Below are 25,377 nucleotides of genomic sequence, written 5' to 3' on the forward strand. Positions count from 1 at the left end.
ACTTTCTCGCACTCAGTCGTTCGCAAACGCAGTTATCCGTTCGTTGTACTTGGCGAATAGACGTCATGACTGAGCGCGACGCTGGCCGGCGTATTACCCACATTCTATTGTTTTCAGCGAAAGGCACTCTCATGCAAAAGATCGACCGCGCAGCTCTGGTTCAGGCAAACATCGCTGGTGGCACCGCCAAGGCGTCGAGCACGTCTTCGTCCACCACCAACGTCTCCGTGACGATCACGGCTTAAGGCTGCGACCTCGGCGTTACAGCACTATCGCTTCAACCGTTATTCAAGAAGGTATGCACATGCAAAAGATCGAACGCGCTGCTCTGGCTCAAGCAAACATCGCTGGCGGTACCGCCAAGGCATCGAGCTCGTCGTCGACCAACACGACCGTCGATATCAACATCTCGGCGTAAGAGTGCCGCTCTCTTCGTGAGAGCGAACCCCGGTTGTTCGAAGGCTCCCTTTCATGGGAGCCTTTGTCATCGGACAAGTCACGCCCAGTCTTCCTCTGCGTTCTTTGGCTCCGGCAACGTCAGACCGGACGCTGGTAGCGGCAGCGCCGTTTTGTAGCGCACCTGCTTGAGTGCGAAGCTCGAGCGAATGTTCGACACGCCCGGCATCTTTGTGAGCCGCTCCAGGATGAAGCGCTCCAGCGCTGCCACGTCGGGCAGCACCACGCGCAGCAGATAGTCGGCATCCCCCGTCATCAGATAACACTCCATGACCTCCGGGCGCTCGCTGATCGCCTGCTCGAAGCGCGCCAGCGCGTCCTTGATCTGCTTCTCCAGACTCACCTGAATGAACACGTTGATGCTGAGTCCCAGCGCCTCTGGACTGAGCAGCGTGACGTGTTGCCTGAAAAGCCCGGCTTTCTCCAGCGCGCGCACGCGATTGAAGCACGGCGTCGGCGACAGATTGACGGCGCGGGCAAGCTCCGAATTCGTGATGCGCGCATTCTGTTGAAGCTCGTTGAGAATGCCGATGTCGATGCGGTCGAGCCGCTGCTTCGTCTGTGAGCTCATAGTTCAGATGTTCCTGTTTCGTGCCTTTTCGCAGAATAAGAACACTACCGCAAAGCGATCTCGCAGCCAAATGAGATGCACATTCTGCGCGCGACTGGTTATCCTCGACTGATACTAGCCTGCCAGCGGAGCCGCGCCATGACCGATTTGTCGAACGGAACCAGTCAGCTTCTTTCTCTTGCGCGGGGGCGTGAAGACGCGGACCCCGGCGAAACAGCCGAGTGGCTCGATGCGCTCGATGCGGTCGTTGCTCACGTCGGGAAGGAGCGCGCGCAGTATCTGTTCGACCGCCTCGCGGAGCATGCGCTGTCGGTCGGCGTCGAATCGGCGCGGGCCCGCGCGACGCCATACGCCAACACCATTCCTGTCGAACAGCAGCCGCCGTATCCGGGCAACTTCGAGATCGAAGAGAAACTCGCCGGCGTGCTGCGCTGGAACGCGCTGGCAATGGTCGTGCGCGCGAACCGCGCCTACGGCGAACTCGGCGGCCATATCGCGAGCTACGCGTCGGCCGCCGATCTCTTCGAAGTGGGCTTCAACCACTTCTTTCGCGCAGCGGGCAACGACCACGGCGGCGATCTCATCTACTTTCAGCCGCACTCGTCGCCGGGCGTGTATGCGCGGGCCTTCCTCGAAGGCTTCCTCGATGAAGCGCATTTGCAGCACTACAGGCGCGAGATCGGCGGGCCGGGGCTGTGCTCGTATCCGCATCCGTGGCTGATGCCTGATTTCTGGCAGTTTCCGACCGGCTCCATGGGCATCGGGCCGATCAACTCGATCTACCAAGCGCGCTTCATGCGCTATCTGCAAAACCGTGGCCTGAAGCAGACGGAAGGGCGCAAGGTCTGGGGCTTTTTCGGCGATGGCGAGATGGACGAGCCTGAGTCGATCGGCGCGCTGTCGCTGGCTTCGCGTGAACGGCTCGACAACCTCGTGTTCGTCATCAACTGCAATCTGCAGCGGCTGGATGGACCGGTGCGCAGCAACGGGCGCATTGTCGACGAACTCGAAGCGCAGTTCACCGGCGCGGGCTGGAACGTGATCAAGGTGCTGTGGGGATCGGACTGGGACGCGCTTTTCGCGCGCGACCGCACCGGCGCGCTGCTGCGCGCGTTCGCGCATACCGTCGACGGCCAGTTTCAGACCTTCTCCGCGAACGACGGCCGCTACAACCGCGAGCGCTTCTTCGGCCAGAACCCGGAACTGGCCGCGCTCGCTGCGCATTTGTCGGATGAAGACATCGACCGTTTGCGGCGCGGCGGCCACGACGTGCGCAAGCTGCATGCGGCGTACGCCAAAGCGCTCGCCCACAAGGGCCAGCCGACGGTGATCCTCGCGAAGACGATGAAAGGCTTCGGCATGGGAACGGTCGGGCAGGGCCGCATGACCACGCATCAGCAAAAGAAGCTGGACCTCGACCACCTGAAAGCGTTCCGTGACCGCTTTCGCTTGCCGCTTTCCGATGCCGACGTCGAGGCGCTTAAGTTCTACAAGCCCGCCGACGACGCCCCGGAAATGCGCTATCTGCACGAACGTCGCGCGGCGCTCGGCGGCTACCTGCCGCGGCGACGCGCGAAGGCGTCGGAATCGCTCGTGCCGCCCGCGCTCGGCACGTGGGCGCAATTCGCCCTCGACAGCGCCGGCAAGGAGATGTCGACGACGATGGCGTTCGTGCGCATGCTCGGCAGTCTGATGAAGGACGCGACGCTCGGCCCGCGCATCGTGCCCGTTGTGGCCGACGAGGCGCGCACCTTCGGCATGGCGAATCTGTTCCGGCAGGTGGGCATCTATTCGCCGCTCGGCCAGCTTTACGAGCCGGAAGACTTGGGCTCGATGCTCTACTACCGCGAGGACACGCGCGGGCAGATTCTCGAAGAGGGCATTTCCGAGGCCGGCGCGATTTCGTCGTGGATCGCGGCGGCGACGTCCTATAGCGTCCACGATCTGCCGATGCTGCCGTTCTACATCTACTACTCGATGTTCGGCTTTCAGCGCATCGGCGATCTGATTTTCGCGGCGGCGGATCAGCGTTCGCGCGGCTTTCTGATCGGCGCGACGTCCGGGCGAACGACGCTCGGCGGCGAGGGATTGCAGCATCAGGACGGCACGAGTCATCTGACGGCATCGACCATTCCGAACTGCCGCGCCTACGATCCCGCGTTTGCCTACGAAGTCGCGGCGATCGTCGACGAGGGCATGCAGGAGATGTTGACGCGTCAACGCGACGTGTTCTACTACCTCACCGTCACAAACGAGAACTACGCGCAACCCTCCGCGCCCGGCAAGACGCTCGATCCGGCCACGCGCGAAGGCATTCTGCGCGGCATCCACCGCATTTCCGGCGACGACGAGGCGAGTAGCGCTCAGGTGCAACTGCTCGGTTCGGGCGCGATTCTGAACGAGGCGATCGCTGCGCGCGCCATGCTCGAAGCCGACTGGAACATCGCGGCGGCCGTGTGGAGCGTGACGAGCTATGCGGAACTGCATCGCGATGGCGCGGCGTGCGAGCGCATGGACCGCCTCTCCGACGACGCGCCGACGCCCTATGTGACGCGCGCGCTGCAGGCATCGCGCGGGCCGGTGATCGCCGCGACCGACTACGTGCGCGCGGTGCCCGAGCTGATTCGCGCGTATGTGCCGCGCCGTTACGTGACGCTCGGCACCGACGGGTTCGGGCGCAGCGACACGCGGCAGTCGCTGCGCGCGTTCTTCGAGGTGGACCGCGTGGCCATCGTGTTAGCGGCGCTGAAAGCGCTGGCGGACGACGGCCTGATCGAGCGCGCGGTGCTGCGGCTCGCGCGGCAGAAGTACGGCGCGACGCATGCCGAACGCGACGCTCCGTGGACGCGCTAGGCGCTGAGTCCTAGAAGCGCGCGCACTTCGTCGTCGCTCGTCTGGTCGAAGTCGATGTAGAACTGCCCGACGCCCAGAAAGTGACGCGGCTGAAGCACGCAGACGCAAGAATCGACGACTTCGGCGAAGCGCGACGCCGCATCCAGCGGCGCGACCGGCAACGCCGCGATCAGGCGCGCGGGCGCGGCGCCGCCGTTGCGCAGCGACATCGCGGCCGCGCGCATGGTGGCGCCGGTGGCCATGCCGTCGTCCACGACGATCGCGACCTTGCCGGCGGTATCGAGCGGCGGACGCGATCCGCGATACATCGCCTCGCGCCGGGCCAGTTCGGCGCGCTCGCCCTCGATCACGGCGTCGAGTTGGGGCTTGCTGACGCCCGCATAGCCGACGATGCGGTCATCGAGATAGAAAGCATCGCCGGACGCGATAGCGCCCATCGCAAGCTCGGGCTGCGACGGCACGCCCAGCTTGCGCACGATGAGTGCGTCCAACGCAGCGCCAAGCGCGCTCGCCACTTCGAAGGCTACCGGCACGCCGCCGCGCGGGAGGCCGAGCACGATCACGTCGTCGCGGTTCGCGTAATCCGCGAGCAGCGTGGCGAGTTCGCGGCCGGCTTCGCGCCGGTCCTTGAAGAAGGAGTTCATGTGGCTTGGGTCTTGCCTGCGCGTGGGGCTGTCGTCCTGATCGACATCACGCCGAGGCGCGCGTGATGGGCGCACGGCGCGGGTCGCCGGGCGTTCGCGCGCATCCGCCAAGGGAGCTTTCCTACATCGTAGGCGATAAATCGTCTGTTACACATGTGAACGCGCGCACGCGCACGGCGGCGCGCCACGAACCGCCCCGGCGAAAAAAAAGCGCCCCGACTCGGGGGCGCTTTCGCATGAGGGATTTGAACGCTCAGAGATTCGCGCGCACTGCGTCCCTGAGAGCGTCCATCACGATACCGTAATTGAGCGGAATGTCCAGCGAGTCCGAGTAGCCCGTTTTCTCGGCTGACTCGGCGGGCGCAGCGCCGACCGGAATCGGCTCGTAGGCAGTCTCGCCTGCCGGATTGTTGCGTCCTTCGATGGCACTCTGCAATTGCGGATTCTTCACGATTAACTCCTTTCCGGTAAGGGAGCGGCGAGGACCTGCAAGATAAACCAGTGTCGTGACAAATTGACGACTTCGATTGAGCACGCATCCGAAACACACGCGTCCGGCGCGCCGGTATTCGCCGTAATGACGCAATGTCAAAGAGCGCGGGGGCTCTAGTGTAACGGCGGCGCGCCTCGGGCGAAGCGATTTTTTCTTATGACGCAGCCGGAGCGGTATCGGGTGCGGATGCGACAAAGCGGCGCGGAAATTGCATCCCCGCATCGGGCGCGTCGCTCGAGCGAGCGGCGTGCCGTACGATCGTTCTCGCCAAAGGCTGTTCGCGGAAAGGAATCCGAACCATCAGGACCGCTCACTCGACGTTCCTTATCGGCATCCGGCGCGAGAGGCGCGCGCGACGACCATGCGCGCGCGGTAAAACAAGGAGAAAAGAAACATGAGCAGGATCGCGATCATCGGCGCTACCGGCAATGTCGGAAGCCGGCTCACGCACGAAGCGTTGCGGCGCGGACACACCGTGACGGCGCTTGCCCGCGACACGTCGAAGCTGGAAACGCGCGAAGGTCTCGACGCGCGAGACGTGGATGCGCTCGATCTCGACGCGCTCGCCGATGCCATCGCCGGACACGACGCCGTCTTCAGCGCGACGCGTTTTTCGACCGTGCCCGAGAGCGCGATCGTGGGCGCGGTGAAGCGCGCGGGCGTGGAGCGGCTCTTGGTCGTGGGCGGGGCGGGCAGCCTGTATCTCGCGCCCGGCCAGCGCCTGCTCGACGCCCCGGGCTTTCCGGACGCCTACCGCGCGGAAGCGACAGCGGGCGCCGCGTTTCTCGACGCCCTGCGCCGCGACCGCGAACTGAACTGGACGTTCGTGTCGCCGTCGGCGGAGTTCGTGAGCGGCCCGCGCACGCAGCGGTTTCGCACGGGCGTCGACGAACTACTGGTCGATGCCAACGGCCGAAGCTGGATTTCCTTCGACGATTTCGCGATCGCGTTCCTCGACGAGTTCGAACGCGGGGCGCATATCAAGCAGCGGTTCACGGTCGGCTATTGACCGCAGGCGGCCGCACGGAGCGGCGCCGCCTGCGCCGCCCGCCCGCCCCCCATTCGTCAGCCGTGGGCGTCGGCTTCGACTTCCTCGGTCTTGGGCATCGCGGCGGCGAGAATCATCGCCGATGCGTTCTGGGGCTTCGGGTCGCGCTGCGACGGCCGATAAACCTGATCCCCGCGATGAATCGGCATGCCCGAGAGCGAGCACACGCCGTCGCCGGACGCGGTGGTGGCGCGCCAGCCCTGATAGCCGTAATGGCACGTTCCCGGGTCGGACCAATAAACGAGCGCGGTCGCGCTGCTCGGGCGCTCGATCACGCGCACGATGGCTTGCGGGAAAGGCAAGCGGTCATTCGACTCGCGCGGATGCGTGCGATTCCAGTCGCGGGTCAGGCGTTCGAGGAAGGCGCTTTCGGCGCGAGCCGTCTTCTGCGACGGCGCGGTCCGCCCCGACTCGACGGGGATGGTTTCAAGTTGGTGGACGGTCTGTGACCACGGGTCCGCTCTTTTCGAAAAAGCTGTCATGGCATTGTTCCAGGCTTTGACTCGACCTAGAACGTACGTCATTAAGCATATTCCGATAAATACGGGATAGGTGAAAACACTGTCCCGTTAGTGCGAATAATCCGAAGCGGCAGCGGACGACGTTCGCGAGCGGGCCGCCGGCTGGACTCCCGGGGCGCTGCGGAGCCTTATGCAGCGGGGCTTTGCGTTGGGCCTCGCCGTTGGCGGTGGGCCGGTCGGCACGGCGCTGTTTAGCCGCGTCAGGGAAACGAATCGGGCGTCTTGTCCGCATGCGCGATGGGGTTTCTTTCGCAAGAATAGCGCGGCGCCCCTTGCGGCGGCGGTGGAAAACGTGGCGCCTGTTTGCTCCGAGTGCACGGATCGCGTCTGAACGGCGCGAAGCAGAGCGACATCCGAAGGCGGACGGCCTTGACGCTAGCTCGTGGCCCCACGTCGATCCTTGCCGCCAGTGGCCGTGCGCCGGTCCATCAGCGCGGTCTCGGCCTGGTCAGGACCGCGCGCTGGAGCCAGTCCGTAAGCCGGTCGGAGGAAGTACTAGCGCGGAGACGGGCAGATAGCGAACGTTTGCGCGGGAGAGTTTCTTATCCGCTTGTGCAAGTCATAGTCGTGTCGAGGACTGCAGCGAGGAGATTGCGAATGCGCACATCGCGCCTGACCGCGGACGAAGAAGTCGAGCGCCTTAACGACGTCGGCAGGTGAATTCGCGGAGTTCGTGCACGCATGGCGAGCCCGATCGCTCAGGTTCAGGCTCAGGAAGCACAGCGGCTGCCAGCGCGCGAAGCGGACCGTCTGAGAAGAAACGGGCCGCGTGGCGCCGCGCGATCCAACGCCGATGCCCGCCCCGGAAGGCGGCGACCCGATCCACCACCACCGCCCTGGACTGGATACGCCCGCGCCAAAAGCGGTTAGCGCACGCGTAGAAACGCGCCAAGAACAAGTCAGCAACCGTCCGACGGTGAGCAGTTGTCGGGGCCTCGCCTCATTTGCGCCCACAGTCGCATAGCGGGCGCGATCTGCAGGCGATCCAGAGAGTCGCGCGTCAGGCGGAACAGCAGCGGTGAGCCGTCCACGTCCAGCCGCCGTAGGACCGCCGTGAACGTGGAAGAATGACGACGACTTCCCGAATCCGGTTGCAAAGGCGAACGGCCTAATCCATGCCGCAACGGTCGGCAGGGGCGGGAGTACCTTTGCTGCTGAATTGCCGAGACAACCGGCCACGTGTCCGCAGCAGCTTCCGTCACGCCGCTTGTTCGTCCAGCACCCCACGGCCGCGCGCTAAAGGGCGGATGCGCGGCCCCGCGGGTATTCCTAACGCGCAAATCGCGCCCACGGTCGAGAGACTCGCGGGCGCTATCGGCTCTGCATTACCGAGCTGACTTCGCTCATGAAAGCGCAGCATCTTCACCGCATTCTTTCGCGGCCTGCAACGCGTCGGTCGATGCCGGCTGCACGAACGGCCGCCACACGGGCGCAGTCGGCGCGAAGTCGTCGAGCATGGAGAATTGTTCGAGCGACGTGTTATCGAACATAATCGACCTCATTGCTATGTAGTTAGTCAGCCGAAGTAAATCACCGCGCGACGACATTGTTTCGCACCGGCGATCCATTCGCATACTCGACGATCCCGCGATTGCGCGCTTCCGCTTGAGCGGCGACCGCATCGCCCCACATGCTGCGCGACGGATAGCTATTGCGATTCAACGCCGGCAGCGAGCCGTCGGAGTAAGCCGCTGCAAGTTCGGCACGGACTTGCGCGCGCGTCTTCGGTGCTTCGCTCGTGCTCGACGTGGTCTGAGTCAGATACGTCCCCGCACGGCCAATGCCTTGTCCGCCTTCAGCGAAAGCCGTGCTCGAAATGACGGCAGAGATAGCGGCAAGCGAGACACTCGCGACGATAAAGCTTTTCATGTTGCGACTCCTTTCCATCCGTTCCATATGCATCGGGATACGGCGCACTGTTCACTTTGAGCGATGCGTCGTGGCAGGACGAAATGTAGTCGCGCGGTGTCGGCGGATAAATGCCCCATCCGCGAATAGATTTATCGACATCCGCGAATAATCGCTCGCGGCGTCGTCATTGAAGTAAGCGGGAAATGAGAGAAATGCTTTCCATCATGGCGATGGAAAGCATGTGAGCAACGAGAAGAACAGCGGTGTTTCGTTAAACGACGACGTCTGCCGTGCCTGCCACTTCGGGCGTGCCATGACGCACGATCATCGGCGATGCAGTGCTCGTCGGCAGGCAACGCTCTTCCGCATCCTTCTGTCCTTGCAGCAATGGGCAGCGCTCGAATAGCTCGGCAACCCAGTCCACGAACACGCGCACTTTCGGCGACAAGTGCCGGTTGTGCGGATAGACCGCGGAAATAGGCATCGGCAAGGGATTCCATTGCGGCAAGACTTCGACGAGTTCGCCCGAGCGCAAATAAGGCAGCGCCATGAAACGCGCGACCTGCACGATGCCGACGCCCTTCAGCCCGCAGCTGAGATACGCTTCGGCGTCGTTCACCGCGATCATGCCGCGCATCTTCACTTCGATGGTTTCACCGTCCACGACGAAATCCATATCCATGATGCGGCCCGTGCGACTCGAGAAATAATTGACCGCCGTGTGGTTCTGCAAATCGTCGAGCGTCTTGGGCGTGCCGTGACGCTCCAGATATTGCGGACTCGCCACCGTCACGCCCTGGAACACGCCGATGCGCCGCGCGACGAGACTCGAATCCTGCAGCGTGCCCACGCGAATCACGCAATCGACGCCTTCCTGAATGAGATCGACGGGCTTGTCGCCGAAGCCCATCATCAGTTCGATATCCGGATAGCGCGTGTGGAAATCGCATAGCTGAGGCATCACGATCAGACGCCCGATTGCGCCCGGCATGTCCACGCGCAGCTTGCCGTGCGGGCCTTTGCCGTTATTAGAGAACGTGCTTTCCGCTTCTTCGATATCCGCGAGGATGCGCACGCAGCGCTCGTAATAAGCCGCGCCGTCCGGCGTGAGATTGAGCCTGCGCGTCGTGCGCTGAAGCAGGCGCACGTTGAGAAACGCTTCGAGGTTTTGAATGATCGTCGTCACGGACGCGCGTGGCAGATTGAGCGTATCCGCTGCCCGCGAAAAGCTGTTCGTGTCGACGACGCGGGTAAAGACCTGCATTGCTTGTAGCCGATCCATGTTCTCGTACCTTCGATGCTGAGTGAGCGAGGAATTAAGCGGGTGGCTAAGAAATGAATTGCGCGGTCTAGCCACGATTGCCCCGATTGTTCGGGGCGACCGAATTGTGTTGCCGGATTATAGGCATTTATCTAAAAAGGCGTGGACTCCAGAATTCGCACCATCGCAACTCATGCGCGGACGCCTTGTACGCAAGGCCGTGCGAACGGAATAACCATGGCAACACTGCTGGATCAGGAGCAACGCCCGAGACTGTGCATCGAAGAGGTGCATATCGCAGGGCACGTCCAGCCAATCGTGCTGCGAAGCTATCGCCCGGCATCCGATGGCACTGTCTTGCCCATCGTGCTCTATTTTCATGGCGGTGGTTTTACACACGGCAATCTGGACGATGCCGACATCGCCGCTTCGACCATCGCACGCGATACGCCGGCGTGGGTCGTCTCCGTCGGCTATTCGCTCGCGCCGGCCTATCCGTTTCCCGCCGCGCCGGAAGACGGCTATCGCGCGGCGCAATGGGCCTTCGCGCATGCACGCGGCCAGCGCGCGGACCCGCAGCGCATGGGCGTCGCGGGCCACGATGCAGGCGGCAACCTCGCGACGTGCGTAGCTGCCATCGCTCGCGATCGCGGCGACATTCGCGTGTCGGCGCAGGCGCTGCTCGCGCCGCTGCTCGATCCGAGCATGACGCGCGTGGCCGACGAGCGCAAGGTTCTGTGCCCCGATCTCGAACTCAGCGAGTGCGCGCGGTGCTATCGCGCGTACTTGCCGAACCCGTCGCAACGTTTGCATCCGTACGCGGCGCCGCTCGAATCGCGGCGTCTCGCTGGCTTGCCTCCTGCATTGATCGCGAGCGCGGAGCATGACCTGCTGCATATCGAAGCCGAGAAATACGCGGCCGAACTCATTGCGGCGGGCGTGCCGACCGAAGTCACGCGCCACTGCAAGGCATCGCACCAGGCGCTCGCGGCGCACGCGGCGGCATTGAAGGATGTCGTCGCCTTCTTCAGGAAACGGCTCGCGCGCACCACATAAGCGCAAAGCCACGCACCACAACAATACGAACTCAACGCAACCGGAGCTTTCCATCATGATGTTCACTCGCAAACGCATCTACGCCGCGCTAGGCGCGACGCTGATCATCGCAGGCGCGGGCGGCTATACCGTCTGGCGCGGCCAGGGCGACGCGGCCATCAATCAGGCGCGCGCCGCGGCACACAGTCCGACCGCCACCGAAGTGGACGTGGCGACCGTCGTGTCGAAGACCATCACGGATTGGCAAAGCTATTCCGGCAGGCTCGAAGCGGTGAATCACGTGGACATTCGTCCACTCGTGCCCGGCACCATCGTCGCGGTTCATTTCAAGGACGGCGCGCTCGTGAAGAAGGGCGACCCGCTCTTTACCATCGATCCGCGTCCCTACGAAGCCGAAGTGGATCGCGCACAGGCGCAGCTCGCGGCGGCGCAGGCCCGTAACGGCTATACGTCGACGGACGCGGCGCGCGCCGAACGTCTGCTCGCCGACAACGCCATTGCGAAGCGCGACTACGACGAGAAGCAGAACGCCGCCCGCGAGGCCGTCGCGAATCTGAAGGCCGCGCAGGCCGCGCTCGAAGCCGCGAAGATCAACCTCGCGTACACGCATATCGTCGCGCCGGTGTCGGGCCGCGTCTCGCGCGCTGAACTGACGGTCGGGAACATCGTGTCGACGGGCGCGAACGCGCCGCTTCTGACGACGCTCGTCTCCGTTTCGCCGATCTACGCCTCGTTCGATGTGGACGAGCAGACGTACCTGCGCTATCTCGGACGCGATGCGGGCAGCACCGTGCCGGTCTCGTTGGGCCTGGCGAACGAGGACGGCTATTCGCGCGAAGGCGTCGTCGATTCGGTCGATAACCGGCTCGATACGACGTCCGGCACCATCCGCGTGCGCGCGCGCTTCAACAACCCGGATGGATCGCTCGTGCCGGGGCTCTACGCACGCATCAAGGTGGGCGGCGGCACGCCGCATCCGGCAGTGCTCGTCGACGACGCCGCCATCGGCACGGATCAGGACAAGAAGTACGTGATGGTCGTGGACAAGGACAGCCGCGTGCAATACCGCGAAGTCACGCTGGGGCAGACGCATGACGGCCTGCGCGTGATCGCTAAGGGCCTCGCTCCGGGCGAGCGCATCGTCGTGAACGGCTTGCAGCGCGTGCGTCCGAACGATGTCGTGAAGGTCAACGCCGTCGCCATGAACAACGCCGGCGATGCGCCCGCGGTGAAGACCGCATCGGCACAGTGATGCGCGTCATTCGTAACGAACAGAACCCGTCATGAACATATCCAAATTCTTCATCGACCGCCCGATCTTTGCGGGCGTGTTATCGGTGGTCGTGCTGCTGGCCGGCATCATCGCGATGTTCAGGCTGCCGATCTCCGAGTATCCGGAAGTCGTGCCGCCTTCGGTGGTCGTGCATGCGCAGTATCCGGGCGCGAATCCGAAGGTGATCGCGGAGACCGTCGCTTCGCCGCTCGAAGAGCAGATCAACGGCGTAGAGGACATGCTCTACATGCAGTCGCAGGCCAACAGCGACGGCAACCTGACGACCACGGTCACGTTCAAGCTCGGCACCGATCCGGACAAGAACACGCAGCTCGTGCAGAACCGCGTGAATCAGGCGTTGCCGCGTCTGCCGCAAGACGTGCAGCGGCTCGGCGTCACGACGATCAAGTCGTCGCCCACGCTCACGATGGTGGTCCACCTGAACTCGCCCAACGGCCGTTACGACATGACATATCTGCGCAATTACGCGCTGATCAACGTGAAGGACCGGCTTGAACGCATTGCCGGCGTCGGCGAAGTGCAACTGTGGGGCTCGGGCGATTACTCGATGCGTGTCTGGCTCGATCCGCAGAAGGTCGCGCAGCGCGGGCTGACGGCGACCGATGTCGTCAACGCCATTCGCGAGCAGAACGTGCAGGTCGCGGCCGGCGTGATCGGCGGTTCGCCCACGCTGCCTAACGTGCCGCTGCAACTGAACGTGAATGCGCGCGGACGCTTGCAGAACGAGTCGGAGTTCCGCGATATCGTGCTGAAGACCTCCCCCGATGGCGCGGTCACGCATCTGGGCGATGTCGCGCGTGTCGAACTGGCGGCGTCCGAATACGGCTTGCGCTCGTTGCTCGACAACAAGTCGGCCGTGGCTATCGCGATCAATCAGCAGCCTGGCGCGAACTCACTGCAAATCTCCGACGAAGTGCGCAAGACGATGAAGGAACTGCAGGCGGACATGCCCGCAGGCCTCGAATATCAGATCGTCTATGACCCGACGCAGTTCGTGCGTTCCAGTATCGAAGCCGTGATCCATACGCTCGCGGAAGCCATTGCGCTCGTCGTGCTCGTGGTGATCGTGTTCTTGCAGACGTGGCGTGCGTCGATCATTCCGCTGCTTGCCGTGCCGGTCTCGATCGTCGGTACGTTCTCGCTGTTGCTCGCATTCGGTTTCTCGATCAACGCGCTGTCGCTCTTCGGCATGGTGCTCGCCATCGGTATCGTCGTGGACGATGCGATCGTGGTGGTCGAGAACGTCGAGCGCAACATCGAAGCGGGCTTGTCCGCGCGAGAGGCGACGTATCAGGCCATGCGCGAAGTGAGCGGGCCGATCATCGCGATTGCGCTGACGCTGGTGGCCGTGTTCGTGCCGCTCGCGTTCATGTCCGGCTTGACCGGCCAGTTCTACAAGCAGTTCGCGATGACCATCGCCATCTCGACGGTCATCTCCGCGTTCAACTCGCTGACGCTCTCGCCTGCACTGGCCGCGCTGCTGCTCAAGGGTCACGACGAGCCGAAGGACTGGCTCACGCGCGGCATGGATCGCGTGTTCGGTGGCTTCTTCCGGCGCTTCAACGCGGTGTTTCATCGTGGCTCCGAGTCGTACAGCAAGGGCGTGAAGGGCGTCATCAACCGCAAGGCGATCATGATGGTGCTCTATGCGGTGCTGCTCGGCGGCGCGGTATTGATGGGCAAGATCGTCCCCGGCGGCTTCGTGCCCGCGCAGGACAAGGAGTATCTGATCAGCTTCGCGCAGTTGCCGAACGGCGCATCGCTCGACCGTACAGAAGGCGTGATCCGCGAAATGAGCGCCATCGCTCTGAAGCAGCCGGGCGTGGAAAGCGCGGTGGAGTTTCCGGGCTTGTCAGTGAATGGCTTCACCAATTCGTCGAGCGCGGGCATCGTGTTCGTCACGCTCAAGCCCTTCAAGGACCGTGTGCATGACAAGGCGCTTTCCGCGAACGCCATCGCAGGCGCGCTGAATCAGAAGTATGCGGGCATCAAGGGATCGTTCATCGCCGTGTTCCCGCCGCCGCCGGTGCTGGGCTTGGGTACGCTCGGCGGCTTCAAGATGCAACTCGAAGATCGCGGCGCGCTCGGCTATGCGGCGCTCGCCGATGCCACGCAGGCATTCATCAAGCGTGCATCGCAAACGCCGGAACTCGGGCCGACGTTCTCCAGCTATCAGATCAACGTGCCGCAGCTGAACGTCGATCTGGACCGCGTGAAGGCGAAGCAACTTGGTGTGTCCGTCACCGATGTCTTCGACACCATGCAGGTCTATCTCGGCTCGCTGTATGTGAACGACTTCAATCGCTTCGGCCGCGTGTATCAAGTGCGCGTGCAAGCGGATGCGCCGTTCCGCGCGAATCCGGAAGACATCGGCCTGCTGAAGACGCGCAATGCGAATGGCGACATGGTGCCTTTGTCGTCGCTCGTGAAAGTCTCGCCGACGTATGGCCCCGAAATGGTGGTGCGCTACAACGGCTATACCGCAGCGGACATCAACGGCGGTCCCGCGCCCGGCTATTCGTCGGGGCAGGCGCAGGCGGCGGCCGAACGCATCGCAGCGGAAGTGTTGCCGCGCGGGATCAAGTTCGAATGGACCGATCTCACGTATCAGCAGATCCTCGCGGGCAATGCGGCGCTGTGGGTCTTCCCGATCAGCGTGCTGCTCGTGTTCCTGGTGCTTGCCGCGCTGTATGAAAGCCTGACGCTGCCGCTCGCGGTCATCCTGATCGTGCCGATGAGTATCTTGTCCGCGCTGCTCGGCGTATGGCTCACCGACGGCGACAACAACATCTTCACGCAGATCGGCTTGATGGTGCTCGTGGGCTTGTCCGCGAAGAACGCGATTCTGATTGTCGAATTCGCACGCGAACTGGAAATGCAGGGGCGCTCCATCGTGCAGGCCGCAATCGAAGCCAGCCGCCTGCGTCTGCGTCCGATTCTGATGACGTCCATCGCGTTCATCATGGGCGTGGTGCCGCTCGTATTGTCGTCGGGCGCAGGCTCTGAGATGCGGCATGCAATGGGCGTCGCGGTGTTCTTCGGCATGTTGGGCGTGACGCTCTTCGGCCTGATGCTCACGCCGGTGTTCTACGTGATTCTGCGCAAGCTGAGCCGCACCGAACATGTGACGGACAAGCATGGCACGCATCCGCAGATGCGCGGTATCGGCGCTTCGTACGAGGCGCAATGAGGTCGATAATGAACAAGATGCCTATACAAAAATGGCTGGGTTTGCCCGCGCTGATGAGCGCGTTGCTGGTGGTCGCGGGATGTTCGCTCGCGCCCACGTATGAAAAGCCGGACGTGAACGCGCCGAGCGCCTATAAGGAAACGCCGACGCTCGCGCCTTCGGAAGCGGGCACCTGGAAGACCGCGCAGCCTTCGGAAGAGATGATGCGCGGCGAATGGTGGACGCTTTTCGACGATGCCACGCTCAACGATCTCGAACGTCAGGCGCAGGATGCGAATCAGAACCTGAAAGCCGCGGCGGCGCGCGTGAAGGAGGCGCGGGCGATTAATCAGACCGCGCGTGCCGGGCTCTTTCCGACGCTCGACGCAGGCTTCGGTCCGACGCGCGAGAAGTTCTCGCCCGCATCGCAGTTCCTGCCTCCGAACGCGAACGTTCCGGCGCAGACCTTGTGGCGCGCGCAGGCGAGCGTGTCGTACGAGGTGGATCTGTTCGGGCGCGTGTCCAATACCGTGCAGGCCGCCAACGCGGACACGCAGCAAAGCGAAGCGTTGTTCCGTTCCGTGCAACTCGCGTTGCAGGCGGATGTGGCGCAGAACTACTTCGAGCTGCGCGAGCGCGATGCCGAACTGGACGTGTACACGCGTACCGTGTCGCTGCGTGAAGAAGCGCTGAAGCTCGCGGAGCGACGGTTCGCCGAAGGCGATATCAGCGAGTTGGATGTGGCGCGCGCCAAGTCGGAACTCGCGACCGCGCGTTCGGATGCCATGACGGTGCAACGTCTGCGGGCCGCATCCGAGCATAGTCTCGCGGTGTTGCTCGGCAAGACGCCCGCCGAGTTTTCGATGGCCGCTAATCCGCTCAAGCCTGTCACCGTGCACGTGCCGCCCGGCTTGCCGTCTTCCTTGCTCGAACGTCGCCCGGACATCGCGGCAGCGGAGCGGTCGATGGCGGCGGCCAACGCGCGCATCGGCGTGGCGAAGGCGGCGTTCTTTCCGTCGCTGACGCTGACAGGCTCGGGCGGGTTCGAATCGGCCACGCTCGGCGATCTCTTCAATTGGTCGAGCCGCACGTTCTTGCTGGGACCATTCGCGGGCACCATGCTGAACTTGCCCATCTTCGACGGCGGACGTCGCAAGGGCAATCTCGCCAATGCGCGCGCCATCTACGAAGAGGACGTGGCGAATTATCGCCAGCAAGTGCTCGTGGCGTTTCGTGAAGTCGAGGACAACCTGTCGGACTTGCGCATTCTGGAGACGCAGACGGCGACGCAAGCGGATGCGGTGAATGCGTCGGTACGCGCCGCGCAACTGTCGCGCAGACAGTACACGGAAGGCGCGGTGAACTATCTCGACGTGATCGACGCGGACCGCACGGTGCTGCAATCGCAGCGCGCGGCGGTTCAGCTTGCGGGCGCGCAGGCGGTATCGACGGTCAATCTCGTTCGGGCTCTAGGCGGCGGCTGGGGCGATGCAATGCCCACGCCCGTGCCTGAACCGAGCCTCGCGCAGAAGTAATGCCAACGCACAAAGCCCCGCTCGAAGCGGGGCTTTTGTCATGAAGGCGATTGTTCGTCGCGAGGAACATATGTCTTCACCTGGCGCCCATTTATCCCGTGCGACGCGATCCCTAGAATCTCAATCATGGGAACGGGAGCGTGCAATGAGAGCTTTGATCGAAAGACAGCTATATCAACCGTCAGTGGTCCTGCCACTGCTTCTTCTAACGCGCCTGATGGTGTCGCTCGACTTCAATCTCGCGCAAGTCGCATTCGTGGTGCTGCTCAGAGGCTCGCAGCAGGTCTATCATTTCGTGCATCAGGCGGCGCTGCGTCAGCGCGGCGGCACGGCGGTGGAGCGCATCGCCTGCCGTCACTGCTGCTGAACTGACTCAATACACTTCGGGAACGTACATCGATTCCGGCACGGGCTGACGCAGATAATCGGGATTGAACACGCGCTCGGGCAGCGTGATCTGCGGGTGCTCGATCTCGTGATACGGCACCTGGCTCAACAGGTGATGAATGCAGTTGAGGCGCGCGCGCTTCTTGTCGACAGCCTGAACGACCCACCACGGCGCTTCGGGAATATGCGAGCGTTGCAGCATGACTTCCTTCGCCGCCGTGTACGCTTCCCAGCGACGGCGGCTCTCCAGATCCATCGGACTCAGCTTCCACTGCTTCAGCGGATCTTCGATTCGCGCCTGAAAGCGCACTTCCTGTTCGTCGTCGGTGATCGAGAACCAGTACTTGATGATCTGGATGCCGCTACGTACGAGCATCTTCTCGAACTCCGGCACCGAGCGAAAGAATTCCTCATACTCTTCGTCGGTGCAGAAGTGCATCACGCGCTCGACGCCCGCGCGGTTGTACCAGCTACGGTCGAACAACACGATCTCGCCGCCCGCGGGTAAGTGCGAGACGTATCGCTGAAAGTACCATTGCGTGCGCTCGCGATTATTCGGCGCGGGGAGAGCGGCGACGCGGCAGACACGCGGATTCAACCGCTGCGTGATGCGTTTGATCGCGCCGCCCTTGCCAGCGGCATCGCGCCCCTCGAAGATCACGACAAGCCGGTGGCCCGTATGAACCACCCAGTCCTGTAGCTTCACCAGCTCGCCCTGTAGCCGGAACAACTCGCGGAAATAGGTCTTGCGAAGCTGCCGCTCTTCATCCGAGAACGCCGCTTCGCCATCGAGGAAGCGATCGTCGATCTCCATCTCGAACTCTTCGTCGTAGCTGTCGATCAGGTCGGCGTGAAAGCGGCGCTGCTTGTCCGTCGTGGTCATTGAATGCTCCATGTGCGTGCTATGGCCTGCTTCTTGGGTGCAGTGCGCGGGCGGCGCTGAACGCCCGATGGTGACGTTCCCGCATGGCAGTCGTGTGACACCGCCTTCCGCGTCATTCGCGTCATTCATTGTATGAAGCCGCGCGCTTTATGACACGAGCCGCGCGGCCCTTAGAATGGTCGAGCGTTTGACGGCATCACGATGGCACAACCATTCCAGAGGCGAACCGCACGATGATCGACACACCTGGCGCAATTCCCTTTTTCGACGCGGCGCAAACCGCGCGCCTTCTGCCTTACGACCGCTTGGCCGATACGCTCGCCGCGACGATGCTCGATTATGCAGCCGGCCGCATCGAGAGTCCCGAGCGGATGGTGGTCCCGCTCGCGCACGGCGGGGTGATGCTCTCGATGCCCGCGACGGCCGCCGACATTGCCATGCACAAGCTAGTGAACGTGTGCCCGGGCAATGGCGCGCGCGGCCTGGCGACGATTCACGGTCAGGTCACCGCTTTCGACGCTACGACAGGCGTGCCCCAGTTCATGCTCGACGGTCCCACGGTCACCGGTCGCCGCACGGCTGCGGTTTCCATGCTGGCGATACGCGCGCTGGCGGCCGATATCCCGCGCGAAGTGCTCGTCATCGGCACCGGAAAGCAGGCGGTGTCGCATGTCGAAGCGCTCGCAAGCCTGTATCCGGAAGCGCGCATATCCATTCTCGGCTCGCGAGCGGAGCGTGCGAGTGCTTTCTGCGCGGACCATGCCGCGCTTTCGCCGAACCTGATCCCGCTCGAAGTTCCGGCGATACCGGACTCCATCGACGTGGTGATTACCGCGACCACCAGCAAGACGCCGGTGTACACGCTTGCGGCCAGCGCGGCGCGCCTCGTGGTAGGCGTGGGCGCTTTCACCGCCGATGCCGCCGAAATCGCGGCCTCGACCATTCATGCCAGCGCCTTGTTCGTCGACGATCTCGCAGGCGCGCGCCACGAAGCGGGCGATTTCATCCTCGCCGGAATCGACTGGAACGTAGTGCGGCCGCTCGCGACGGCGCTTGCATCGCATGAAAGACCCGACGTTGCGGTGGTTTTCAAGTCGGTCGGATGCGCGGCATGGGACCTCGCGGCCTGCCGCGTTGCGAGGGCAGTCTTGTCCGACCAGAGCCAAGCCGGGTGACAGGTGGAACAACCTTTGCTGTAAGTTTGCTCGATGACGATTGCGCAACGGCGCTCAAGCACTCCAGCGAATGAACAGATCAATGAACAGTCGAATCGACACCGACCGGGCGGCATGGCCGGCAGAATACCGAACCGCCCATAGCAACGACCTTGCGGTGGCGCGGGCGCCGGCGCCTTCTGTGCAAGGGCGCGCCGCGCCGCCCGCCGCTTATTTCATCTCCGTCCTCGAAATGGCGACCGGCGAGCAACTCGGCAACGAGGAACGCGTGCGCGCGGTGGCCATGCTGGAGACGGAATTTGGCGCGGGACGGCCGCGTACGCTAAAAGAGGCGGTGCGCATTTGCGCCGCCGCCATCGATTCCTCTACCTTGCAGCGGATGGCGCGCGGAGCTAAGGCCTGATTCGAAGCGCCGAAAGCGGTCATGGCAGACGCTCTTTAAGCACATTCTTTCATCAACGTGTAAAAGAAACGTGCTACTTGACGGTCTGAATGACTTCGAAGCCTTCGAATTCAGGGTGCCCGAGATAGAGTTGGCGCGTCTCGCCGCCTGCGTTGCGATGCGCGGCGCGAAAGGCGTCGGACCGCGTCCAGTCTTCGAACGCCGCCCGATTCGCCCAGATCGTGTGGCTCGAATAAAGGACATGATCGTCCTTGGCCGGGCCCTTCAGCAAATGAAATTCGACGAAGCCGGCGACGTCCTTGAGATGCGTGTCGCGGCTCGTCCATAGACGCTCGAAGTCGGCTTCGGCGCCAGGCACGATCTTGAAGCGATTCATGGCGATATACATGTCGATACTTTCCTTTGTGGTGATTGAACGAACGAAGGCTTAAGAGCGCGCCAGTTCGACTATCGTCGCGAAGCCTCCGAAGAACATGCGCTTCGCATCGAAAGGCGGCTCGCCGTGCTCCATCATCGCCTTCAGACGCGGGTCATTCATGACCTTTGCGTTGACTGCGTCGCGCTGCTCGCGCGATTCATAGAGTATCCACGAGAACGCAATCGTTTCACCTTCCTTCAATTGCACGCTCTGCGGAAATGAAGTGACTTTCCCGGGCTTCACGTCGTCGGCAATGCTCTCGACGAACTGCAGTGCGCCGTGCTCCAGCCAGATCTTGCCCGCCTCTTCGGCCATGACGCGATACGCGTCGATCTTGCCGATGGGGACAGGTACGACGAATCCATCCACATAGTGCGCCATGTGAGCCTCCTTGAGCGGTATCGACAGCGTCATGCCGTCAATTGCATTGGAGCTTGAGCCGCGCGACGAAGTTCAGGCCACGGTCCAGACGCCGCGCTGTCTGTCATAGTCGAGCGTTATGGACGACAGGGGCGCGAAGTCCATCGCAAAGATAGATTCGAGCGGGTCGCCTCGCACATGCGCCAGTGCGGCTTTGACGACGATGGCATGCGTGACGATCAAATAACGTCCGGTGCGGGCATCGTCGTGCACAAGAGTTGCCAGCGCGTTCGCAATGCGTTCGGACAGCATCGCAATACTCTCGCCGCCGTGCGGCCGCGCGTCGACATTCGTGAGCCATGCGCTCATGCCTTCAGGGTCCTTGTCGGCAATGGCGCGTATCGCATGCCCGCGCCAGCGGCCGTAGTCGATATCACTGAAGGCGTCGCTCGTTTCGACGCTGCTTGCTATCCATGCGGCCGTCGCGCGGGCAACGGGCGCGGGACTCGCGATCACGCGGCCGTCGAAGTGCGCGAAGCGCTGCGCAAGAGCCGCGCGGTTATCGTATGCAGGCGGCTCGTCGCCCGTCGGAAAGCGGGCGGTTTTCATCGCGTGCGTCGCGGCGTGGCAGAGGAACGTGACGTGCAATGAAGGAGGCAATGGGCGCATCGTTGCTTTACTTTGCCTGCAATCGTCATAGAATGGCAAGCTTGCAGTGCGAGGAAGCCGGTGCAAGCCCGGCACGGTCGCGCCACTGTAAGCGGCTTTCGTGAGAACGACAGTCCGCGAGTCAGACCCCGCTGCAAGCTCTTTCGTCTATTGGGACGCGCTTTTCCCTCGGAGAAAATCAATGAATGTCGCTCACGCGCCGGTCTATTCCGCCGCTTCCGTTTCGCCCGCCCTCGATGCGCCGGTGCCTTTTCCAGTACGTGAAGTCTTGCCTTGGGCCGTGTTCATCGGCCTGATCCTTTTGATCGCCATTTATTTCGTCGGCGCGGAGCAGGGCGCGACGTCCATCTTCTCCGGCATGGTCGTTCACGAATTCGTGCATGACGGCCGGCACTTGCTCGGCTTTCCCTGCCACTAAGGGCGCGTCATGATTCGCAGCTTGTTGATACGCGGCATGATCGCGGGTCTCGTCGCGGGCCTGCTCGGCTTCGGTTTTGCGAAGCTCGTCGGTGAGCCGTTCGTTGCACAGGCCATCGCGTTCGAAGGAGAACATGCGCATGGGCATGACCATCACGAAGCCACGACTCATTCACACGATCACGACGGCGACGAAGAGCTGGTGAGCCGGGAAACGCAGGCGGGTCTCGGCCTTTTCACCGGCGTGGCGGTATTCGGCGCTGCGCTCGGCGGCATTTTTTCGCTCGTCTTCGCGTTTGCTTATGGCCGGCTCGGCGCATTGCATGCGCGCGGCACATCGGCGTTGCTCGCGATATTCGGCTTCTTAAGCGTGGCCGTCGTGCCTTTCCTGAAGTATCCGCCGAACCCGCCTTCGGTTGGCAACGCGGCGACGATCGGTCCGCGCACCGCATTGTTCTTCGGCATGTTGGCCCTCTCCATCGCGGCAGCGGTGTTCGCCGTCGCGCTGCAAAAGCGGCTGCGCGTGCGGCGAGGCGAGTGGAACGCAACGATGATCGCAGGCGCTTTCTATATCGCGTCGATGCTGCTCGCGCAGTTCGCGCTGCCGCGTATCGAAGAAGTGCCGGCCGGCTTCTCGGCGTCGTTGCTCTGGAACTTTCGCGTCGCAGCCATCGGCATTCAGGTCATCATCTGGACGACGCTCGGGCTCGTGTTCGGCGCGCTCGCTGCCCGCGAACTCGAGCGGCCCGCATTGCGCAAAGTGGCGGCCGTCTAAGCGTTCTCTCGCGACAATGCCGCTTGCCTTGCGGGCAATTTATCCAATAGCGCGAGTTTCGCGGCATCGTCCATCGAACGGAACGACTTGATCTCTTCGCGGCTCCTGAAGCATCCCGCGCACAGACCGTGTGCGAGATCGATCTTGCATACGCCCGTGCAGGGCGAACCGACCGGCTCTTGCGACTTCGCGCGCGCAATGGTGAAGGCGAGGTCGATGATCGTCATAGCGATTCACCGCGAAAGAGCGCCGCGGCGACGGCCAGATTCGATGGCCAATACGCGTGCATATACGTGGCCGTGATCGGACCGTGACGAAAGAGGGCTTCGCCTTCGGCGCCTGTCGTTGCATGCTTCGAAAACAGATGCGGCTGCATGGGTGTATCGAGCATGGAGTAATGGAACGTGTGACCGGTAAGCGCGCCATGCGCGGTATCGAGCCTTTGCATTGCAAGACGCGCGAGACGGCGCTGCATGAAGGCGTTGCCGGGCAGAAGACCGAGCATCGCATGCTTCGTGCCTTCCACGTCCGTCAGTGTATCGAGCAGATACAGCATGCCGCCGCATTCAGCGACGACGGTACTTTCACGCGCCACATGCGCTTGAATAGCTGTCCGCGTGCGATGGTTCGCGGCAAGCGTGGCCGCATGCAGTTCCGGATAGCCGCCCGGAAGATAGAGCGCGTCGGCATCGGCGGGCACGGGTTCATCGGCGAGCGGGGAGAAGGTGCTCACGCGCGCGCCCATTGCGTGCAGCAAGTCGATATTGGCCGGATAGACGAATGAGAACGCGGCATCGCGCGCCACGGCGATATGCAAGCCTTCGAGCAAACGCGGCGGCGCTTCCTGCATCGCGTCCTCGAAGTGCACAGGCGGCGGTAGATCGGCAAGCGTGGTAGCGGCAATGGCATCGGCGGCGCGATCCAGACGCGCATCCAGTCCCGCAACTTCTTGCGCCTGCGTCAAGCCCAAGTGACGCTCGGGCAGCGCGATGTCCTCTGCATTCGAAAGATGCCCGCAATAGCGCAGTCCATCGGGGATGGCTTCGGCCAACATCTGCGCATGCCGCGCCGATGCAACGCGATTGGCGAGCACGCCATGGAACGGCACGTCCGCGCGATAACGCGCCAGTCCGAACGCCACCGCGCCGAACGTCTGCGCCATGCCATGCGCGCCGATCACCGCAAGCACCGGCACGTTGAATGCGGCCGCGAGATCGGCGCTGCTCGGCGTGCCGTCGAAGAGACCCATGACGCCTTCGATCAAGATGAGATCGGCCTCGCGCGCGGCCTGTGCGAGCAACGCGCGGCATGCGTCGAGACCGACCATCGACAGATGCAGCGAATAGACGGGCGATCCGCATGCGCGTTCGAGAATCATCGGATCCAGAAAATCGGGACCGGTCTTGAACACGCGCACGCGCAGGCCACGCCGCGCATGATGGCGCGCAAGCGCGGCCGTCACCGTGGTCTTGCCTTGATGCGACGCGCTCGCGCCGATGAAGAGTGCGGGGCAGGAGGGCATGAGTTCAGTACTCGACGCCACGTTGCGCCTTGACGCCCTGCTCGCGATACGGATGCTTCACAAGCCGCATTTCCGTGACGAGGTCCGCCAGTTCGACGAGCGCATCCGGCGCATGACGCCCCGTCACGACCACATGCAGCATCGCGGGACGCGCCTTCAACACATCGAGCACTTCGTCGAGCGGCAAGTACTCGTACTTCAGCACGGTGTTGAGCTCGTCGAGCACGACCATCTGATATTCGCCGCTCTCGATCATGCGCTGCGCTTCGTTCCAGCCTTTGCGCGCGGTCGCCATGTCGGCCTCGCGGTTTTGCGTGTTCCATGTATAGCCGTCGCCCATCGTCACGAAATCGCAGTTGGCAACCGCGCTCAGGAAATCGCGCTCTGACGTGTGCAGCGCGCCTTTGATGAACTGAACGACGCCGAGCTTCATGCCGTGCCCGAGCACGCGCACGGCCATGCCGAATGCCGCCGTCGTCTTGCCCTTGCCATTGCCTGTGTTGACGATCAGGAGACCCTTCTCGTGATCGGCGGCGGCCTGCTTCTTTTCGTGGCCTTCCTTGCGACGCTGCGTCATGCGCAGATGCGATTCCGTATCGGTTTTCATGGGCTCTTTCAGGCTTTCTTCGTTGCTATGGCGACGGTCACGTGACCGTCGATCATCTTCGGCATCACAAGCTCTCCGCCCTGGCTTGCGAGCAGCGCGCTAGGCTCGCACACGCCCTCGGCGGGCATGTGCGCGAGCTCGTCCGCGCGATAAAGGCGCAATGGCAGGGCATGACGCTCGCAGAAGACACGCAAGCCGGCTTCGTCGTGTTTGATGTCGATGCTCGCGATCACCGCGATGTGCTCTAACGTGAATTCCGCTGCTCGAAGCGCACGAAGCACGGCCGCTTCAATCGCATCGGCGCTTACGCCGCGTTTGCAGCCGATGCCGACGGCAAGATGGCGCAGGCTCACGCAAGGAAGCATCATCGAACGAATGGACGGAAATGCTTGCGCCGCCCATGCGTCCCTCGCGGATGGCGGCGTTCGGCGAAGGCATCGTGATGGCAGATGCGCTTCGTCCCCTGCGCTGGCCGGTATCCGGGCTTGCGGCCGTCATCGCGCAGCCTTCCCACCGTGAACGGGCAGTGGCCGTGTGCGCCATGCGCGATATCGTGCAAGCCGATACCGCCGGTCGCGTACCGTTGCGGGGACAGCACAGGTTGGCGAGCGCTTGCATGATCGTGAAGACGCCGCTTCCTGTTTCCCGTTTAACTGCGCGTTTCGTGTGAACGCGCGAGCACCAGTCGCGCGCCAACGATACCACATGCCCCCGCTTTTCGGCGGCGCTTTCCTTGACGCTCCTTCGTGAGGAGCCTAGACTTCACGCAGTTCTGGTGCCCGCGTGCGAGCTTCTTTCGCGCGCAGTTAAACGGGAAGCAGGAAGCGCATCGCTCCATCATGCGATCGGACGCGCGCCAACCTGCGCTGCCCCCGCAACGGTAAGCGACCGGCGGTATCGGCGAGTACGATATCGCGCGTTGCGCACACGGCCACTGTCGGTACACGGCAGGAAGGCTGCGCAACGAGGTCCCAAGCCCGGATACCGGCCAGACTTTCGCAGGGTTCAC

At 63.1% G+C, this 25,377-nt stretch carries 25 protein-coding genes, 1 pseudogene and 3 riboswitches; of the genes and pseudogenes, 11 read left to right on the forward strand and 15 right to left on the reverse strand.

Going from position 1 to position 25,377, the window contains the following annotated elements:
• Positions 1-496: 496 nt before the first annotated feature.
• Positions 497-1,027, reverse strand: a complete 531-nt coding sequence (locus tag HWX53_RS13125; RefSeq protein ID WP_175941415.1) for an Lrp/AsnC family transcriptional regulator — start codon at positions 1,025-1,027, stop codon at positions 497-499.
• A gap of 138 nt (positions 1,028-1,165) precedes the next feature.
• Here HWX53_RS13125 and mdeB point away from each other — a divergent pair, with 138 nt between their 5' ends.
• A complete protein-coding gene (mdeB, locus tag HWX53_RS13130) occupies positions 1,166-3,880 on the forward strand; it encodes an alpha-ketoglutarate dehydrogenase (RefSeq protein WP_175941417.1) in 2,715 nt (904 codons plus the stop codon).
• On the opposite strand, the gene HWX53_RS13135 is transcribed toward mdeB, so the two are convergent.
• Both HWX53_RS13135 and HWX53_RS13140 read right to left on the reverse strand, forming a co-directional pair.
• Entirely contained in the window at positions 3,877-4,524 is a 648-nt protein-coding gene (locus HWX53_RS13135; RefSeq protein WP_175941419.1) for a phosphoribosyltransferase, read from the reverse strand. The two genes, mdeB and HWX53_RS13135, sit on opposite strands and share 4 nt — an antisense overlap.
• A 253-nt stretch (positions 4,525-4,777) precedes the next feature.
• The gene (locus HWX53_RS13140; RefSeq protein WP_159833576.1) at positions 4,778-4,975 is read right to left on the reverse strand and encodes a hypothetical protein; all 198 of its coding nucleotides are present in this window, start codon (positions 4,973-4,975) and stop codon (positions 4,778-4,780) included.
• 436 nt (positions 4,976-5,411) lie between these two features.
• Between HWX53_RS13140 and HWX53_RS13145 the strand changes: the two genes are divergently transcribed.
• On the forward strand, positions 5,412-6,026 hold the full coding sequence (locus HWX53_RS13145; RefSeq protein ID WP_175941421.1) for an NAD(P)-dependent oxidoreductase: 615 nt from the start codon (positions 5,412-5,414) through the stop codon (positions 6,024-6,026).
• 56 nt (positions 6,027-6,082) lie between these two features.
• Here the strand turns inward: HWX53_RS13145 and HWX53_RS13150 are convergent, their stop codons facing one another.
• The 4 genes and pseudogenes from HWX53_RS13150 to HWX53_RS13165 form a co-directional block, all read right to left on the reverse strand.
• Positions 6,083-6,547 (reverse strand): DUF3331 domain-containing protein, encoded by a 465-nt coding sequence (locus HWX53_RS13150; RefSeq protein ID WP_175941423.1) that lies wholly within the window; start codon positions 6,545-6,547, stop codon positions 6,083-6,085.
• A 1,382-nt stretch (positions 6,548-7,929) separates the two neighbouring features.
• A complete protein-coding gene (locus HWX53_RS13155) occupies positions 7,930-8,076 on the reverse strand; it encodes a hypothetical protein (RefSeq protein WP_175941425.1) in 147 nt (48 codons plus the stop codon).
• Between the two features lie 40 nt (positions 8,077-8,116).
• A complete protein-coding gene (locus tag HWX53_RS13160; RefSeq protein ID WP_175941427.1) occupies positions 8,117-8,455 on the reverse strand; it encodes a DUF4148 domain-containing protein in 339 nt (112 codons plus the stop codon).
• Positions 8,456-8,810: 355 nt separating this feature from the next.
• Positions 8,811-9,719 (reverse strand): annotated as a pseudogene (locus HWX53_RS13165) (LysR family transcriptional regulator); the annotation flags it as partial.
• Positions 9,720-9,935: 216 nt separating this feature from the next.
• Here HWX53_RS13165 and HWX53_RS13170 point away from each other — a divergent pair.
• The 5 genes from HWX53_RS13170 (at position 9,936) to HWX53_RS13190 (ending at position 17,119) form a co-directional block, all read left to right on the forward strand.
• Entirely contained in the window at positions 9,936-10,754 is an 819-nt protein-coding gene (locus tag HWX53_RS13170) for an alpha/beta hydrolase (protein WP_175941431.1), read from the forward strand.
• Positions 10,755-10,809: 55 nt separating this feature from the next.
• Positions 10,810-12,006, forward strand: coding sequence for an efflux RND transporter periplasmic adaptor subunit (locus tag HWX53_RS13175; protein WP_175941433.1), 1,197 nt, complete (start codon positions 10,810-10,812; stop codon positions 12,004-12,006).
• A 31-nt stretch (positions 12,007-12,037) separates the two neighbouring features.
• Positions 12,038-15,238 (forward strand): efflux RND transporter permease subunit, encoded by a 3,201-nt coding sequence (locus HWX53_RS13180; RefSeq protein ID WP_175941435.1) that lies wholly within the window; start codon positions 12,038-12,040, stop codon positions 15,236-15,238.
• Between the two features lie 8 nt (positions 15,239-15,246).
• Complete coding sequence (locus tag HWX53_RS13185) at positions 15,247-16,752, forward strand: efflux transporter outer membrane subunit (protein WP_279612493.1); 1,506 nt, start codon at positions 15,247-15,249, stop codon at positions 16,750-16,752.
• 145 nt (positions 16,753-16,897) lie between these two features.
• Complete coding sequence (locus tag HWX53_RS13190; protein WP_175941439.1) at positions 16,898-17,119, forward strand: hypothetical protein; 222 nt, start codon at positions 16,898-16,900, stop codon at positions 17,117-17,119.
• 6 nt (positions 17,120-17,125) lie between these two features.
• Here HWX53_RS13190 and ppk2 read toward each other — a convergent pair whose 3' ends face one another.
• Positions 17,126-18,022: a polyphosphate kinase 2 gene (gene ppk2 / locus HWX53_RS13195; RefSeq protein WP_175941441.1), complete on the reverse strand. Its 897-nt coding sequence runs from the start codon at positions 18,020-18,022 to the stop codon at positions 17,126-17,128.
• Positions 18,023-18,255: 233 nt separating this feature from the next.
• On the opposite strand from ppk2, the gene lhpI reads away from it, so the two are divergent.
• On the forward strand, positions 18,256-19,197 hold the full coding sequence (lhpI, locus tag HWX53_RS13200) for a bifunctional Delta(1)-pyrroline-2-carboxylate/Delta(1)-piperideine-2-carboxylate reductase (RefSeq protein ID WP_175941443.1): 942 nt from the start codon (positions 18,256-18,258) through the stop codon (positions 19,195-19,197).
• Between the two features lie 82 nt (positions 19,198-19,279).
• Positions 19,280-19,600 (forward strand): hypothetical protein, encoded by a 321-nt coding sequence (locus HWX53_RS13205; RefSeq protein ID WP_244140097.1) that lies wholly within the window; start codon positions 19,280-19,282, stop codon positions 19,598-19,600.
• Between the two features lie 73 nt (positions 19,601-19,673).
• Here HWX53_RS13205 and HWX53_RS13210 read toward each other — a convergent pair whose 3' ends face one another.
• The 3 genes from HWX53_RS13210 to HWX53_RS13220 form a co-directional block, all read right to left on the reverse strand.
• The gene (locus HWX53_RS13210) at positions 19,674-19,988 is read right to left on the reverse strand and encodes an antibiotic biosynthesis monooxygenase (protein ID WP_175941445.1); all 315 of its coding nucleotides are present in this window, start codon (positions 19,986-19,988) and stop codon (positions 19,674-19,676) included.
• Positions 19,989-20,027: 39 nt separating this feature from the next.
• A complete protein-coding gene (locus tag HWX53_RS13215) occupies positions 20,028-20,399 on the reverse strand; it encodes a DUF1428 domain-containing protein (protein ID WP_175941447.1) in 372 nt (123 codons plus the stop codon).
• A gap of 72 nt (positions 20,400-20,471) precedes the next feature.
• Positions 20,472-21,038: a histidine phosphatase family protein gene (locus HWX53_RS13220; protein WP_244140098.1), complete on the reverse strand. Its 567-nt coding sequence runs from the start codon at positions 21,036-21,038 to the stop codon at positions 20,472-20,474.
• Between the two features lie 36 nt (positions 21,039-21,074).
• A riboswitch (cobalamin riboswitch) is annotated at positions 21,075-21,198 on the forward strand.
• Between the two features lie 30 nt (positions 21,199-21,228).
• Between HWX53_RS13220 and HWX53_RS13225 the strand changes: the two genes are divergently transcribed.
• Both HWX53_RS13225 and HWX53_RS13230 read left to right on the forward strand, forming a co-directional pair.
• A complete protein-coding gene (locus HWX53_RS13225; RefSeq protein WP_175941449.1) occupies positions 21,229-21,465 on the forward strand; it encodes a CbtB-domain containing protein in 237 nt (78 codons plus the stop codon).
• Between the two features lie 9 nt (positions 21,466-21,474).
• Entirely contained in the window at positions 21,475-22,239 is a 765-nt protein-coding gene (locus tag HWX53_RS13230) for a CbtA family protein (RefSeq protein WP_175941452.1), read from the forward strand.
• Here the strand turns inward: HWX53_RS13230 and HWX53_RS13235 are convergent.
• The 4 genes from HWX53_RS13235 to HWX53_RS13250 are packed head-to-tail and all read right to left on the reverse strand — an operon-like array spanning position 22,236 to position 24,736.
• On the reverse strand, positions 22,236-22,466 hold the full coding sequence (locus tag HWX53_RS13235) for a DUF1289 domain-containing protein (protein WP_175941454.1): 231 nt from the start codon (positions 22,464-22,466) through the stop codon (positions 22,236-22,238). The genes HWX53_RS13230 and HWX53_RS13235 overlap by 4 nt on opposite strands.
• Positions 22,463-23,761, reverse strand: a complete 1,299-nt coding sequence (locus tag HWX53_RS13240) for a cobyrinate a,c-diamide synthase (protein WP_175941455.1) — start codon at positions 23,759-23,761, stop codon at positions 22,463-22,465. Before HWX53_RS13240 ends, HWX53_RS13235 begins: the two co-directional genes overlap by 4 nt.
• Positions 23,762-23,765: 4 nt before the next feature.
• Positions 23,766-24,368 (reverse strand): cob(I)yrinic acid a,c-diamide adenosyltransferase, encoded by a 603-nt coding sequence (gene cobO / locus HWX53_RS13245; protein ID WP_175941457.1) that lies wholly within the window; start codon positions 24,366-24,368, stop codon positions 23,766-23,768.
• Positions 24,369-24,376: 8 nt separating this feature from the next.
• Positions 24,377-24,736: a cobalamin biosynthesis protein gene (locus tag HWX53_RS13250; RefSeq protein WP_244140099.1), complete on the reverse strand. Its 360-nt coding sequence runs from the start codon at positions 24,734-24,736 to the stop codon at positions 24,377-24,379.
• Between the two features lie 84 nt (positions 24,737-24,820).
• A riboswitch (cobalamin riboswitch) is annotated at positions 24,821-25,069 on the reverse strand.
• 55 nt (positions 25,070-25,124) lie between these two features.
• Positions 25,125-25,376, forward strand: a riboswitch (cobalamin riboswitch).
• Position 25,377: the final 1 nt, after the last annotated feature.

The organism is Caballeronia sp. BCC1704 (assembly GCF_902833455.1).
Taxonomy (GTDB): Bacteria; Pseudomonadota; Gammaproteobacteria; order Burkholderiales; family Burkholderiaceae; genus Caballeronia.

What these genes read in the sequence shown, in the direction of transcription:
- HWX53_RS13125 (WP_175941415.1), bottom strand. Translation starts at nt 1,027, where the DNA reads ATGAGCTCACAGACGAAGCAGCGGCTCGACCGCATCGACATCGGCATT.
- mdeB (WP_175941417.1), top strand. Translation starts at nt 1,166, where the DNA reads ATGACCGATTTGTCGAACGGAACCAGTCAGCTTCTTTCTCTTGCGCGG.
- HWX53_RS13135 (WP_175941419.1), bottom strand. Translation starts at nt 4,524, where the DNA reads ATGAACTCCTTCTTCAAGGACCGGCGCGAAGCCGGCCGCGAACTCGCC.
- HWX53_RS13145 (WP_175941421.1), top strand. Translation starts at nt 5,412, where the DNA reads ATGAGCAGGATCGCGATCATCGGCGCTACCGGCAATGTCGGAAGCCGG.
- HWX53_RS13150 (WP_175941423.1), bottom strand. Translation starts at nt 6,547, where the DNA reads ATGACAGCTTTTTCGAAAAGAGCGGACCCGTGGTCACAGACCGTCCAC.
- HWX53_RS13155 (WP_175941425.1), bottom strand. Translation starts at nt 8,076, where the DNA reads ATGTTCGATAACACGTCGCTCGAACAATTCTCCATGCTCGACGACTTC.
- HWX53_RS13160 (WP_175941427.1), bottom strand. Translation starts at nt 8,455, where the DNA reads ATGAAAAGCTTTATCGTCGCGAGTGTCTCGCTTGCCGCTATCTCTGCC.
- HWX53_RS13170 (WP_175941431.1), top strand. Translation starts at nt 9,936, where the DNA reads ATGGCAACACTGCTGGATCAGGAGCAACGCCCGAGACTGTGCATCGAA.
- HWX53_RS13175 (WP_175941433.1), top strand. Translation starts at nt 10,810, where the DNA reads ATGATGTTCACTCGCAAACGCATCTACGCCGCGCTAGGCGCGACGCTG.
- HWX53_RS13180 (WP_175941435.1), top strand. Translation starts at nt 12,038, where the DNA reads ATGAACATATCCAAATTCTTCATCGACCGCCCGATCTTTGCGGGCGTG.
- HWX53_RS13185 (WP_279612493.1), top strand. Translation starts at nt 15,247, where the DNA reads ATGAACAAGATGCCTATACAAAAATGGCTGGGTTTGCCCGCGCTGATG.
- HWX53_RS13190 (WP_175941439.1), top strand. Translation starts at nt 16,898, where the DNA reads ATGAGAGCTTTGATCGAAAGACAGCTATATCAACCGTCAGTGGTCCTG.
- ppk2 (WP_175941441.1), bottom strand. Translation starts at nt 18,022, where the DNA reads ATGACCACGACGGACAAGCAGCGCCGCTTTCACGCCGACCTGATCGAC.
- lhpI (WP_175941443.1), top strand. Translation starts at nt 18,256, where the DNA reads ATGATCGACACACCTGGCGCAATTCCCTTTTTCGACGCGGCGCAAACC.
- HWX53_RS13205 (WP_244140097.1), top strand. Translation starts at nt 19,280, where the DNA reads ATGAACAGTCGAATCGACACCGACCGGGCGGCATGGCCGGCAGAATAC.
- HWX53_RS13210 (WP_175941445.1), bottom strand. Translation starts at nt 19,988, where the DNA reads ATGTATATCGCCATGAATCGCTTCAAGATCGTGCCTGGCGCCGAAGCC.
- HWX53_RS13215 (WP_175941447.1), bottom strand. Translation starts at nt 20,399, where the DNA reads ATGGCGCACTATGTGGATGGATTCGTCGTACCTGTCCCCATCGGCAAG.
- HWX53_RS13225 (WP_175941449.1), top strand. Translation starts at nt 21,229, where the DNA reads ATGAATGTCGCTCACGCGCCGGTCTATTCCGCCGCTTCCGTTTCGCCC.
- HWX53_RS13230 (WP_175941452.1), top strand. Translation starts at nt 21,475, where the DNA reads ATGATTCGCAGCTTGTTGATACGCGGCATGATCGCGGGTCTCGTCGCG.
- HWX53_RS13235 (WP_175941454.1), bottom strand. Translation starts at nt 22,466, where the DNA reads ATGACGATCATCGACCTCGCCTTCACCATTGCGCGCGCGAAGTCGCAA.
- HWX53_RS13240 (WP_175941455.1), bottom strand. Translation starts at nt 23,761, where the DNA reads ATGCCCTCCTGCCCCGCACTCTTCATCGGCGCGAGCGCGTCGCATCAA.
- cobO (WP_175941457.1), bottom strand. Translation starts at nt 24,368, where the DNA reads ATGAAAACCGATACGGAATCGCATCTGCGCATGACGCAGCGTCGCAAG.
- HWX53_RS13250 (WP_244140099.1), bottom strand. Translation starts at nt 24,736, where the DNA reads ATGATGCTTCCTTGCGTGAGCCTGCGCCATCTTGCCGTCGGCATCGGC.